Origin of the sequence: Mesorhizobium sp. M0029, from assembly GCF_040323735.1 — a bacterium.
Lineage (GTDB): Bacteria > Pseudomonadota > Alphaproteobacteria > Rhizobiales > Rhizobiaceae > Mesorhizobium.
The window spans coordinates 53,167-63,988 of the sequence record NZ_JAMYVF010000018.1 but is presented as its reverse complement, the minus strand read 5'-3'; the positions used below and the strand labels follow the sequence as shown (position 1 = coordinate 63,988).

The following is a 10,822-nucleotide window of genomic DNA, read 5'->3' as shown; positions in this document are numbered from 1 at the left end:
GCGGAATGTGCCCGAGAAGCATTAATGATCCGCTAACCATAACCAATCCAGACTGCGGCCAGAGCCACATTGCCCTGCGGTATTCCGCCGGTTGTCGGCGGAACCCCGGCCGGGCTATAAGTCGGCGGGGGTGTTGCTGATGACCGGTTGGATCGTGCCTTGTTTCCTGTGCCTGGCGCTGCTTGCGGGCAGCGGCTGCGCACGCAGCTATGACGGCACGGTGGTGATCCCGAAGCCGCTCGATATCAGGCGGGTCTGGGATCGCGATCCGTCGCAGACTGAGGCCAGCCGGATGCAGGCGGCAGCCGGTGTGTTTCCGACGCCGCCGCCGCAGGAGCCCTACCGGCTCGCGGCACGCAGGCACACAACACAAATAGCTGCGCCAAGCCGGCACGTCAGGTCCAGCCCGCCCAGCATGGCTTCCGAACCGGCCAATCCGCTCACCTGCAAGAATGTCAGCGAACCCGGCAAACGCTACAGGATGGTTTGCGAATAGCTGGTACTAGAGCAATTCCAGGAAAAGTGTGAAACGGTTTTCCGTCCGGAATTGCGTAAAACAAAGACATAGAGCGGTTCGCCGTTTCGGTGAAACGCTCTAGGCGCAGGTTACTCCGCCGGGAAGAAAGCCGGCCCGACCACCCTGACCGGCCGCGAGCCGGCCAATGGCTCGACCGATTGTCGCTGGGCGGCGCCCCTGGCCTCTGCAGCGTCTGCGCCAGGCTGGGGAAGTTGCGCCACGGTGCCAAGATCCGGCTTCGCTGACGGCAAAGGAATGATCGCGTTGGCCATATTGGCTGGCGTCACCGTGCGCGCTCTCAGCTCGGCAACGCGCCGGTGATAGCGCTTGAGGTCGCAGGCCCTGAAGTTCGCATCATCGCGATATTTGAAGGCCGTCGGCAGGTCCTTGTAGGATGTGCGCGTATCGAGCGCGACCATCTCTTCGGTTTCAAGGCTTGGGTCCCTGAGCATGTACAGGTCGACGCCGGCATCGTCGCAGATGTAGCGGCACTGATCGACCATCTCCTTGACATCGCCGCCTTGCACGAACTGCGATTTCGGCGCCGGGAAGAAATAGCCGTCGGAGAGACGAACGCAAAACAGCATCGAATTGCTGCCGATCATGGGGCCAGCCGGACGCTGTCTTTGTTGCCCGGCGGCGGGCCTGCAGCCGAGCGCGACGAGCCTGGCCTGCAGTCCGGACGCATCCCGGCGCGAAATCGCGGCGCCGGCGATCTGGCGTTGCACCTGTGTGCGGCTTTTGGCGAGGTCGGCGCAAGCATTGAAGAAGCCCCCCACCGCACTTTGCGCCGTGCACCGGCGTTGCCTCTCCAGCCCCTGGATCGCCGCAAGCTGGCGGCGTAGCTGCGCAAGCTCGGAGCTGATCCCGCCGCTGCGGCCGGACGGTGCCAGTTGGCTCCTGAGCGCGGCGCATGGATCGGCAAGGGAAGCCGAAATGCCGAGGACGCTTGCCGCTACCGACACCAGTGCAAAGGTCACGACAAGCCACAAACGCATCATCGGCGACACCTGGTTCCTTGTACCCCTGTGGAGCCGATCGCCGCTCCAGCCGATTGAGCCTCAATGCGGGAGGTAAGTCTAATTCAAGAGACGCCAGCAACCGCCAGGTATTTTATGCCGAGTGTATTATGCCGGTTCCTGTAAATTCGCTATTACACTTTTGTTTCAAGATTGAGACGAGGCCAGGCTCGGGCGAGCCCGGGCCGCCGCAATCATCGATCCCGCGTTATCGGCCCTTGCGGATGAAACCTTTCTCCGGTGTCTCGCGTTGTGTCGGGCAAAGGAGACGAAGATGTCTATTCACTTCACTGTCTCTGGCCTGACCAGGAACCTGTTCCACTCGCTGGGGCTGGACCATGAGCGGGCGCCGAGAGCGCTCGATCCCGAACAGAGCCTGTTGCTGGAATGCTATCTGGCCGGACAGATTCCGGAATCCGCCTGGGCCGACTACGTCTTCGAGGCGCCGGAACTGCAGCGGCATGTCGATATCAGACGCCCGCACAACTGATCAGAGCAACTTCAGGAAATGTGTGAGTCGTTTTTCCGGGAAAAGCGCGTAGCGCTTTCCCCTGGGAATTGCGTCAAGACAACGAGAGAGGGGGTCGCCGTTTCTGTGAAACGGTGAAACGCTCGCCCGCTCGCCTACTGCTTGGGCGAAGCGAATTGCACGGTGAAGACATTGCCCGCGACGCCTTGCGCCAGCGTCGGCGAGAAGCTCAACGGCAGGCACTTTTGCAGGGCAGTGGTTGCGGCGTCGACGAATGATTTCCTGGTATCCGCATCGCCATCGACCTTGATCGCCGTCGGCCGCGGCGGGCCAATCAGCGTGCCGTCGCGCTTGAAGCTGAAGCTCAAGGTGACGCTGGCATTTCCAACACCCGCCGGCGGCGTCCAGCACGCCTGGATGGCATCGCCGACCTCCGCCATCGTGTCGAGCGGCGCGGCATCGGACGGGTAGCCTCCGACCGACACAACACCGGCAATCGCAAACACTCTCGCTACGCCCTTCATCGCAAAGCTCCTCGTGTGTCGTCCGCCGACCATGATGGTAGGGTCGAAGCAGACGATGGCAATATGCCTGATGTCTTACAGCATGAGACGCGCCTGATGGCGCATCGGCGAAAAGCAAAAGGCCGGCATTGCGCCGACCTTTCCCTTCACCCTTGCGCCAGTACATCCGTGGTCGCGCGGTGCCTTCAATAGACAGCGTTCTGGTTAATGAATCCTTAGCTTTGCGCGCTGGCCTGCGACTTCACATAGGCGATGTAGCCGCGCACGTCGCCGGCCGGCTCGGCATAGGCCTGGCCGAGTTTCTTCTCCATCGCCGCGACATACTCCTTGGCCCATTTTGGCAGCGCATAATCGATGACGGCCAGGAACTCCAGCGTCGATGCCAGGCGTATGTCGGCGATCGACGGGTGCTTGCCGCCGATGAACGGCTTGCCGTCCCTGAAGAAGGAGTGAAACACCTCCAGCGGCTCGGCAATGGCGGCCATGGCGGCCTTCTGCGCCTCGGACTTCTTCTCCGGATGAGCGTCGCTATGGCCGACCTCGCCGGCGTAATGCGGAAAACCCAGCGCCGGATAGGTGGCGCGCGCCACATACGGGTAGAGCGTGCCGATCAGGTAGAACATGGCGCTGTCGACCATCGCCCGCTTGGCCGGCGCCTTGGGATAGAATTTCTCCAGCCCGTGCTTGTTGGCGAGATACTGCATGATGGCACAGCTCTCCCACAGCACGCCGCGCGGCAGCCCCTTGTCCTCGATCATCGGCGTCAGATGCGCCGGATTGCGCGCCATATATTCGGGCGAGCGCGTGTGGCCCCAAGCGTCGGTCTCGGCGGCGTCGAACCCGGCCGCACGGGCAAACACCCGGACGGTCATGTTGTTGACGCTCGGCTTCAGCATCGAGAGCTTCAGCGCCGGTTTTTTCGCCGCCTTGGCCTTCGGCCCCGACATCTTAGTAGCCGGCTTTGTCGCGGCTTTCGCGGCCGGCTTTGCGGCTGCCTTCGGCGCGGCCTTTACAGCCATTTTTGCCGCCGGCTTCGCAGCCGCTTTTGCCGCAGGCTTGGCCGCCGATTTGCCAGCGCTCTTGGTCACTGTCTTTGCCATTATGGTCCTCCCCTTTTGCTGGCAGTCAGTATGGATTCTTCGGCGTCCGGTCGTCCGACAAGGTCGCGCGCGACCACTCGACCAGCGTCTGGAGCGCGTCGGCAAGGTGCACTTCGGCGATGTTGTAGTCGCCGCGCGCAACGCGCAGCTTGTGCGCCTGCATCAGCACATCGGCGTGGGTGAAGCCGGCCGGCGGCTCAAAGCGATAGGACGCTAGCTCGATCAACAGGCCGAGCGGATCCTCGAAATAGATCGAATCCATGAAGCCGCGATCCTTGACACCGCTGTGCTTGATGGCGCGCTCGTCGAGCCGGGCGACCGCCTGCAGGAAGGTCACGCGCGACACCGAGAACGCAATATGATGGACGCAGCCCGGTTCGGTGGGCGTGCGCCGCTTGACCGGCGTGCGGCTCTCGTCGGTGAAGACGGTGATCAGCCTGCCGTCGCCGGGATCGAAATAAAGATGGCTTTCGCTTGGCTTGTCGAGATTGGGTTGCTCGAAAATGAACGGCATGCCGAGCACGCCCTCCCAGAAATCGATCGAGGTCTGGCGGCCGGCGCCGACGAGCGTGATGTGATGGACGCCCTGCGACTGCAGTTTCTGCATCGGTCTCCTCCTCGCCGGCCCTCGCCTATGTTCCCCGGCGTCTTGCGCGCCGCAACGCCCTTTGGCGAGGCTTCGTACACGATGCTAGTGCAATTGGCCGCGCCGCGCCAGAAGCTCGCGGAAACTGCCGGCGCTGGATGGTGAAAGGGGCTTGAGTTGCACGACCTGAGGCTATGCAACAGCTCTGAGCTCGGCCTCCTCCAGCGTACCCAGGCCCGCGCATTCGGCGCATGCCATCGTCTGCCCGGGACAGCCGGCCCGATGCGTGCCTTGCGGGCAGCAATGCCCTTTCGACTCGCGCCATTTCAAGCAATCGAAAACCTGCCCGCTGCCGTGACAGCACGGGCATATCATTTTTGCCGAATTCATGTCTGCTATGCCCAACCAAATCCGCGTTGCCGCAGATGCTACCCCCGCACCGCAAGTAACAGAGATCGCTACGCTTTCAAGCGTCGCGGCCTGACTTAAATTGGGTGTATTCGGGTACGCGGACTTGCCGAATTTCGCTGATGCCGCCGACCCTCGCGGTCACACGCGATCCGCGCGGCTGCTGCCCGAAATTTTCGATGATGCGGAAGGAAAGTCGTTTCTTGGTACGCCCAAGGGGAATCGAACCCCTGTTCCCGCCGTGAGAGGGCGGTGTCCTGACCGCTAGACGATGGGCGCGTTCAAGAACCGGCGATATAGGCTGACGGTTTGGAAAAAGCAACTGGGCTTCGAACGGCCGGACCGCTTCTGTGTAATGTCGCTTCGCGAACCTAGCGTTTCGGCTCGATCAGGTCCCACAGATTGCCGTAGAGATCGGCGAAAACCGCCACGGTGCCGTACGGCTCATGGCGTGGCGTTTCATGGAAATCGACGCCGTTTTCCAGCATGGTCGCATGGTCCCTGGCAAAATCATCGGTTTCGAGAAACAAAACCACCCGGCCTCCGGTCTGGTCGCCGACGCGGCTTTTCTGCACATCGTCCAACGCTTCCGCCAAAAGCAGCCGGGGGCCTTGCCTGGCCGCAGGCGTCACCGTCACCCAGCGCTTGCCGTCACCGAGCTCGACATCTTCGGCAAGCAGAAAGCCGAGCCGTTCGACATACCAGGCAATCGCCTCATCATAGTTGGCGACGACGAGCGTGATGGTTGCGATGCGGCGATGTTCGGCAAACCCGGTCATTGTTTCGGCCCGGCTATTTGTTGCGGATGGCGAAGCGGCCGATGATACGGCGCTCGGCGATGTCGTAGACGAAGATGGTGCGGCTGCCGTCGCTGAGCTCGGCGTCGATCGAAATGCGATTGCCCGACAGAGCCTGGCTGATCACCTTGGCTCCGACCGGGAGCACTATGTCGGCCGCGAGCGGCTCGCCGGGCGGAACTGGAATGTCGTTGGCGAGCGGCGGGTTCGCGGGCGGCGCCTTGCGCGATTTGTAGACAATGGCCGCGATCACCACCATAAGGGCCAGCAAAAGCAGGCCGAGATTGATGGCCATGAAGCGGATGAGCCTGCCGCGCACCTTTTCGATCTCGGGATCGAGCGGCTTTTCTTCTTCATCGGCAACGGGCCGGGCCATGGCAGAACTTTCCGGAACTTTTTTCGATGAGCGCTCATAACGAAGAGACCCCTGAATTGATAGAGGCTGGACAATTCATAGAGGGGGCGCCGACCGTGCTCGAAGCCGACGCGGAAGCGGCCGGCCAGCGCCTCGACCAGTGGCTGGCGAGCGCCCTTGGTCCCAATATGTCGCGCAGCCGGGTGCAGATGCTGATCCGGCAAGGTGCAGTTTCGATCGACGGCAAGCCGGTCGACGAGACCAAGCGCAAGATGAGTGCCGGCGAGCGCGTATCGGTCGTCATGCCCGAGCCGGAACCGGCCGAACCGCAAGGCGAGGCCATCGCGCTCGACGTGCTTTATGAGGACGACGAGCTGATCGTCATCAACAAGCCGGCCGGCCTCGTCGTCCATCCCGGCGCCGGCAACTGGACCGGCACGCTGGTCAACGCCCTGATCCACCACTGCGGCAACAGTCTTTCCGGCATCGGCGGCGTCAGGCGGCCGGGCATCGTCCATAGGCTGGACAAGGAAACCAGCGGCGTCATGGTGGTGGCCAAGACCGACCGCGCCCACAAGGCGCTGTCGGAGGCCTTTGCCGACCACGGCCGCACCGGCGACCTCGAACGTGCCTATCTGGCGCTGGTCTGGGGAATCCCGTCGCGGCCGGCCGGAACGGTCGATGCGCCGCTTGGCCGTGCCGCCGACCGCATGCGCCGCGCCGTCGTGCCGGAAGGCCGTGACGATGCCCGCCACGCCGTGACCCATTTCACCGTCAAGGAGCGTTTCGGCGAGGGCCAGCAGGCGTTCGCCACCGCCAGCCTGGTCGAATGCCGGCTGGAAACCGGCCGCACCCACCAGATCCGCGTCCACATGGCCCATATCGGCCATCCCGTCATCGGCGACCCCGATTACGGCCAGGCCTTCCGCACCAAGGCCAACCGGCTGCCCGAGCGGCTGAAGGGTCAGGTCAAGGCATTTTCCAGGCAAGCTTTGCATGCCTGGCTCCTTGCATTTCGGCACCCGGCTACCCATTTATCGATGAGGTTCGAGGCGCCGATACCGGGGGACATGGAGGAACTCGTCGGCGGCTTCCGCAAACTCTGAACCCGAGCAATTCCAGGAAAAGTGTGAAACGGTTTTCCGTCCGGAATTGCGTCTAAACAAGCCAGCTAAAACCTGAGCGGCATTGTTCACTTCAGCGTGACACACTGTTTCGTGTTGAACAAATGCCTGTCTTTTCTGGTTTTGTTCCTATATAAATCAGTTGTCGCGGGCGAGCCTTTTGGTGCTCGCGTCACATGCCCGCCGCGTTTCGGGGGCATCACTCCAATAGAGAGGGGGCGCAATCATGGCCCAGTCACTACCTAGTATTGTTTCCGGCGAAGGCGGCCTCAGCCGCTACCTGGAAGAAATCCGCCGCTTTCCGATGCTTCAGCCGCAGGAAGAGTACATGCTCGCCAAGCGCTACGCCGAGCATGAAGACACCAGCGCTGCGCACAAGCTCGTCACCAGCCACCTTCGGCTTGTTGCCAAGATTGCCATGGGCTATCGCGGCTACGGCCTGCCGATCGGCGAAGTGATCTCGGAAGGCAATGTCGGCCTGATGCAGGCCGTCAAGAAATTCGAACCCGAGCGTGGCTTCCGCCTCGCTACCTACGCCATGTGGTGGATCAAGGCCTCGATCCAGGAGTACATCCTGCGCTCGTGGAGCCTGGTCAAGATGGGCACGACCGCCAATCAGAAGCGCCTGTTCTTTAACCTGCGCAAGGTGAAGGGCAAGATCCAGGCGCTGGACGATGGCGACCTCAAGCCCGACCAGATCACCGAGATCGCCACCAGGCTGAACGTGTCGGAAGCCGAAGTCGTGTCGATGAACCGCCGCCTGTCGGGCGACGCGTCGCTGAACGCGCCGATCCGCGCCAGCGAAGGTGAATCCGGCGAATGGCAGGACTGGCTGGTCGATGATCACGAAAGCCAGGAAGACATGCTGATCGAGCAGGACGAGCTGGAAAACCGCCGCGGCATGCTGTCGGGCGCTCTGGCCGTGCTCAACGATCGTGAGCGGCGCATCTTCGAGGCCCGCCGCCTCGCCGAGGAGCCACTGACGCTGGAAGAGCTGTCGTCCGAGTTCGACATCAGCCGCGAGCGCGTGCGCCAGATCGAGGTGCGCGCCTTCGAGAAGGTGCAGGACGCGGTCAAGGCCGCCGCCAAGCGCCAGATGCAGGCGCTGCGCACGATCGAGGCGCAGCCCGCGGCGTAAAGCCGGGTTCGGCTAAGGAACAGAAGGCGGCGTCGGGAAACCGGCGCCGCCTTTTTTTATGTCTTACGCTTACGCTGGCGATTGGCGAAAGCATTCTTGACATCCAATCTCCCCCCTTGCGGGGGAGATCGGCAGCTGCCAACTGCCCTCTCAAAGCCCATCAAGCGGAAACTTCAGATACCGCCTCCCATTGGCCTCCGGTTCCGGCAGCCGTCCACCATTCATGTTGACCTGCAGCGCATGCAGGATCAACCGCGGCATCGGCAGTGTCTTGTCGCGCGCTTCGCGCAAGGCGACGAACTCGGCTTCGCTGCGCGCCGCGACGAGGTGGATATTCCCAGCCCTCTGCTCGGCGACCGTGCTCTCCCAGCACGGCTCGCGGCCGCCGGCCTGATAGTCGTGGCCGACAAACACCCGCGTTTCGTCCGGCAGCGCCAGAACGCCCTGGATCGAATGCCACAGCCGCGCGGCACTGCCGCCGGGAAAGTCCGTCCTTGCCGAGCCGCTGTCGGGCATGAACAGCGTGTCGTGGACGAAGGCGGCGTCGCCGATGACATAGGTGATCGAGGCGAGCGTGTGGCCGGGCGAGAACAGCACCTTGACCGGCAGGTTGCCGATCATGAACGTTTCGCCTTCCCCAAACAGCCGGTCCCACTGCGAGCCGTCTGCGGGGAAATCCGGCCAGTTGTAGATCGCCTTCCACAGCGCCTGGACTTCGATGATCCTGTCGCCGATCGCCGTCGGCGCGCCGGTCTTTTCCCGGAGATAGTGCGCCGCCGAGAAATGATCGGCATGCGGATGGGTGTCCAGGATCCACTCGAGCTCCAGCCCGTTTTCGCGGATAAAATCCAGCAAGGCGTCGGCATTCTTCGTCGCCGTCGCGCCGGATTTTTCGTCGAAATCGAGGATCGGGTCGATGACGGCGCAGCGTCTCGTCACCGGGTCGGTGACGACATACTGGATGGCGCCGGTCGGCTTGTCGTAGAAGCCGGCGACCTCAGGTTTGGCCGAAGCGATGTCCAATGTCCGGCCCCCCTGCCCCTTGCCCGACAGGAACCGTTTTCTCCGTCGGGTTGAACAAGAGCATGGTCATCTGGCAAAGCGCGCCGGTCAAGCACGCCTTGCCACAAATAGGACTGAAGCCCCAAATAGCTCCGACGGAGAAAACCTAGGCTGACGGCTGCTTGGTCTTCCTGAGATAGGGCAGGATCGTCTCGAAAGCGCCAAAACGCTTGACCGCATCTTCGTTCGAAACCGCGGCGGTGATGATCACATCCTCGCCCTGCTTCCAGTTGGCCGGCGTCGCCACCTGGTGCTTGGCTGTCAGCTGCATGGAATCGACCGCGCGCAGGATCTCGTCGAAGTTGCGGCCCGTCGTCATTGGGTAAGTCAGCACCAGCTTGATCTTCTTGTCCGGCCCGATGACATAGACCGAGCGCACCGTGGCGTTGTCGGCCGGCGTGCGGCCTTCCGACGTCTCGCCGGCGCCCGCCGGCAGCATGTCATAAAGCTTGGCCACCTTGAGGTCCTTGTCGCCGATCAGCGGGTAGTTCACCGTCTGGCCGGTCGCCGTCTTGATGTCGGCCTGCCACTTGTCGTGGCTCGCAACGGGATCGACGGAAATGCCGATGACCTTGACGTTGCGCTTCTTGAACTCGCCTTCGAGCCCCGCCATCGTGCCCAGCTCGGTGGTGCAGACCGGGGTGAAATTCTTCGGATGGCTGAACAGGATCGCCCAGCCGTCGCCGATCCAGTCATGAAACTTGATCGGCCCTTGCGTGGTCGCGGCGGTGAAGTCAGGCGCGATGTCGTTGATACGAAGGCTCATGGCATTATTTCCCCAGCAACAGATTTCGTCAGGAGCGGCCGTGGACGGCGTCAACGCTCCGGCATTCCCGCATCTTAGCGCAAAAATTGCGGCTGCAGGACAATAGGAAACTATTATTGGCGACGGAACGAGCACTTTCGTTCTACGGACCGACGTTGGGCCGACAATCTTTCGTTTGTGCGGGAAAGGCTCAGGCCTTGTTGACCGCCAGCGACGTGGCCAGGTCTTCCATGCGCTGGGCGAGCGCGCCGAGCGCGCTGGTCAGCACGGTGTCGTTCTTGTCGGCCTTGGTCAGCGCTTCGTCGCGCGTCTTGCGCAGCGTCTGCACTTCGGTCTCCATGCCCTTGACCCGCTTCTGCAGCTCCGAAAGCTCGTCCATCACCATGATGCCGGCCATCACCGTCAGCCGCTGGTCGCCGATCTCGCCGAACGAATCCTTCAGATGCGAGACATAACGGTCGAACCGCTCGGCGAGGTCGATCAGGTGCTCTTCCTGACCCTCGTCGCAAGCCATGCGATACTGCTTGCCGTCGATGGAAACCGTGACCTGTGCCATGGCCTGCAGCTCCTACCTGTCCAGCACCGCGCGGATGGTTTCCATGGCGGTCACCAAGCGGCGCGACACTTCCTTGTTGGCATCTTCCAGCCGTTCGGCGCGGGCTTCGGAATTGTCGAGTTCCTGCGCCAGCCGTGAACGGTCGGCGTTCATGCGCTGCACCTCAGCCTCGGCTTCGGAATAGTCGCGCTCGTGCTCGAGCTTGGCCGCGACGGCGTTTTCCAGCCCCTCGATGGCCTTGCCCAGCCTGTGGATGACTTCCTTGAGTGTGGTTTCGCCGGTCATGGCCTTCGTCCTGTGCCCTGCCCATCACCGAATCGCTTCGCGTTCAGAACGCGTTAACAAGGAAACATTAGGCACCGGGTGAAGGCAACGTCAACAAAGCTCTCGCGACTGTCCCC

Annotated in this window: 14 protein-coding genes and 1 tRNA gene; 4 read left to right on the top strand and 11 right to left on the bottom strand. The window is 62.4% G+C overall.

Features of this window, described 5'->3' with window-relative positions; translation table 11 throughout:
• The first annotated feature begins 139 nt into the window (after positions 1–139).
• Entirely contained in the window at positions 140–496 is a 357-nt protein-coding gene (locus NKJ76_RS25230; RefSeq protein WP_023742935.1) for a hypothetical protein, read from the top strand.
• A 110-nt stretch (positions 497–606) separates the two neighbouring features.
• Here NKJ76_RS25230 and NKJ76_RS25225 read toward each other — a convergent pair whose 3' ends face one another.
• A complete protein-coding gene (locus tag NKJ76_RS25225) occupies positions 607–1,518 on the bottom strand; it encodes a DUF2865 domain-containing protein (protein WP_352538616.1) in 912 nt (303 codons plus the stop codon).
• A 292-nt stretch (positions 1,519–1,810) separates the two neighbouring features.
• Between NKJ76_RS25225 and NKJ76_RS25220 the strand changes: the two genes are divergently transcribed.
• The gene (locus NKJ76_RS25220) at positions 1,811–2,026 is read left to right on the top strand and encodes a hypothetical protein (RefSeq protein ID WP_023670117.1); all 216 of its coding nucleotides are present in this window, start codon (positions 1,811–1,813) and stop codon (positions 2,024–2,026) included.
• Between the two features lie 134 nt (positions 2,027–2,160).
• Here the strand turns inward: NKJ76_RS25220 and tolA are convergent, their stop codons facing one another.
• The 6 genes from tolA to NKJ76_RS25190 form a co-directional block, all read right to left on the bottom strand.
• Entirely contained in the window at positions 2,161–2,529 is a 369-nt protein-coding gene (gene tolA, locus NKJ76_RS25215) for a cell envelope integrity protein TolA (protein ID WP_352538615.1), read from the bottom strand.
• A gap of 215 nt (positions 2,530–2,744) precedes the next feature.
• Positions 2,745–3,629, bottom strand: coding sequence for a glutathione S-transferase family protein (locus tag NKJ76_RS25210; RefSeq protein ID WP_352538614.1), 885 nt, complete (start codon positions 3,627–3,629; stop codon positions 2,745–2,747).
• Between the two features lie 25 nt (positions 3,630–3,654).
• Entirely contained in the window at positions 3,655–4,236 is a 582-nt protein-coding gene (locus NKJ76_RS25205; protein ID WP_352519835.1) for a VOC family protein, read from the bottom strand.
• A gap of 591 nt (positions 4,237–4,827) precedes the next feature.
• Positions 4,828–4,902, bottom strand: a tRNA-Glu gene (locus NKJ76_RS25200).
• 92 nt (positions 4,903–4,994) lie between these two features.
• The gene (locus NKJ76_RS25195) at positions 4,995–5,402 is read right to left on the bottom strand and encodes a VOC family protein (protein ID WP_023696435.1); all 408 of its coding nucleotides are present in this window, start codon (positions 5,400–5,402) and stop codon (positions 4,995–4,997) included.
• A 13-nt stretch (positions 5,403–5,415) separates the two neighbouring features.
• Positions 5,416–5,796: a hypothetical protein gene (locus tag NKJ76_RS25190; protein ID WP_023690093.1), complete on the bottom strand. Its 381-nt coding sequence runs from the start codon at positions 5,794–5,796 to the stop codon at positions 5,416–5,418.
• A gap of 26 nt (positions 5,797–5,822) precedes the next feature.
• On the opposite strand from NKJ76_RS25190, the gene NKJ76_RS25185 reads away from it, so the two are divergent.
• Together NKJ76_RS25185 and rpoH are read left to right on the top strand one after the other, a co-directional pair.
• On the top strand, positions 5,823–6,881 hold the full coding sequence (locus NKJ76_RS25185; protein WP_352538613.1) for an RluA family pseudouridine synthase: 1,059 nt from the start codon (positions 5,823–5,825) through the stop codon (positions 6,879–6,881).
• A 244-nt stretch (positions 6,882–7,125) separates the two neighbouring features.
• On the top strand, positions 7,126–8,037 hold the full coding sequence (gene rpoH, locus NKJ76_RS25180) for an RNA polymerase sigma factor RpoH (RefSeq protein WP_023670124.1): 912 nt from the start codon (positions 7,126–7,128) through the stop codon (positions 8,035–8,037).
• A gap of 150 nt (positions 8,038–8,187) precedes the next feature.
• On the opposite strand, the gene NKJ76_RS25175 is transcribed toward rpoH, so the two are convergent.
• From NKJ76_RS25175 to NKJ76_RS25160, 4 genes are all read right to left on the bottom strand, one after another.
• On the bottom strand, positions 8,188–9,060 hold the full coding sequence (locus tag NKJ76_RS25175; protein WP_352538612.1) for an MBL fold metallo-hydrolase: 873 nt from the start codon (positions 9,058–9,060) through the stop codon (positions 8,188–8,190).
• Between the two features lie 145 nt (positions 9,061–9,205).
• Positions 9,206–9,865, bottom strand: coding sequence for a peroxiredoxin (locus NKJ76_RS25170; protein WP_352538611.1), 660 nt, complete (start codon positions 9,863–9,865; stop codon positions 9,206–9,208).
• Between the two features lie 190 nt (positions 9,866–10,055).
• Positions 10,056–10,421 (bottom strand): cell division protein ZapA, encoded by a 366-nt coding sequence (locus tag NKJ76_RS25165; protein ID WP_023670127.1) that lies wholly within the window; start codon positions 10,419–10,421, stop codon positions 10,056–10,058.
• Positions 10,422–10,433: 12 nt separating this feature from the next.
• Positions 10,434–10,706: a DUF4164 domain-containing protein gene (locus NKJ76_RS25160; protein ID WP_023670128.1), complete on the bottom strand. Its 273-nt coding sequence runs from the start codon at positions 10,704–10,706 to the stop codon at positions 10,434–10,436.
• Positions 10,707–10,822: the final 116 nt, after the last annotated feature.

Bases quoted from the DNA above. Each gene is read 5' to 3' on its own strand.
- NKJ76_RS25205 (WP_352519835.1), bottom strand. From the start codon at position 4,236: ATGCAGAAACTGCAGTCGCAGGGCGTCCATCACATCACGCTCGTCGGC.
- NKJ76_RS25185 (WP_352538613.1), top strand. From the start codon at position 5,823: ATGAGCGCTCATAACGAAGAGACCCCTGAATTGATAGAGGCTGGACAA.
- NKJ76_RS25190 (WP_023690093.1), bottom strand. From the start codon at position 5,796: ATGGCCCGGCCCGTTGCCGATGAAGAAGAAAAGCCGCTCGATCCCGAG.
- NKJ76_RS25195 (WP_023696435.1), bottom strand. From the start codon at position 5,402: ATGACCGGGTTTGCCGAACATCGCCGCATCGCAACCATCACGCTCGTC.
- tolA (WP_352538615.1), bottom strand. From the start codon at position 2,529: ATGAAGGGCGTAGCGAGAGTGTTTGCGATTGCCGGTGTTGTGTCGGTC.
- NKJ76_RS25220 (WP_023670117.1), top strand. From the start codon at position 1,811: ATGTCTATTCACTTCACTGTCTCTGGCCTGACCAGGAACCTGTTCCAC.
- NKJ76_RS25165 (WP_023670127.1), bottom strand. From the start codon at position 10,421: ATGGCACAGGTCACGGTTTCCATCGACGGCAAGCAGTATCGCATGGCT.
- NKJ76_RS25230 (WP_023742935.1), top strand. From the start codon at position 140: ATGACCGGTTGGATCGTGCCTTGTTTCCTGTGCCTGGCGCTGCTTGCG.
- NKJ76_RS25210 (WP_352538614.1), bottom strand. From the start codon at position 3,629: ATGGCAAAGACAGTGACCAAGAGCGCTGGCAAATCGGCGGCCAAGCCT.
- NKJ76_RS25170 (WP_352538611.1), bottom strand. From the start codon at position 9,865: ATGAGCCTTCGTATCAACGACATCGCGCCTGACTTCACCGCCGCGACC.
- NKJ76_RS25225 (WP_352538616.1), bottom strand. From the start codon at position 1,518: ATGATGCGTTTGTGGCTTGTCGTGACCTTTGCACTGGTGTCGGTAGCG.
- NKJ76_RS25160 (WP_023670128.1), bottom strand. From the start codon at position 10,706: ATGACCGGCGAAACCACACTCAAGGAAGTCATCCACAGGCTGGGCAAG.
- rpoH (WP_023670124.1), top strand. From the start codon at position 7,126: ATGGCCCAGTCACTACCTAGTATTGTTTCCGGCGAAGGCGGCCTCAGC.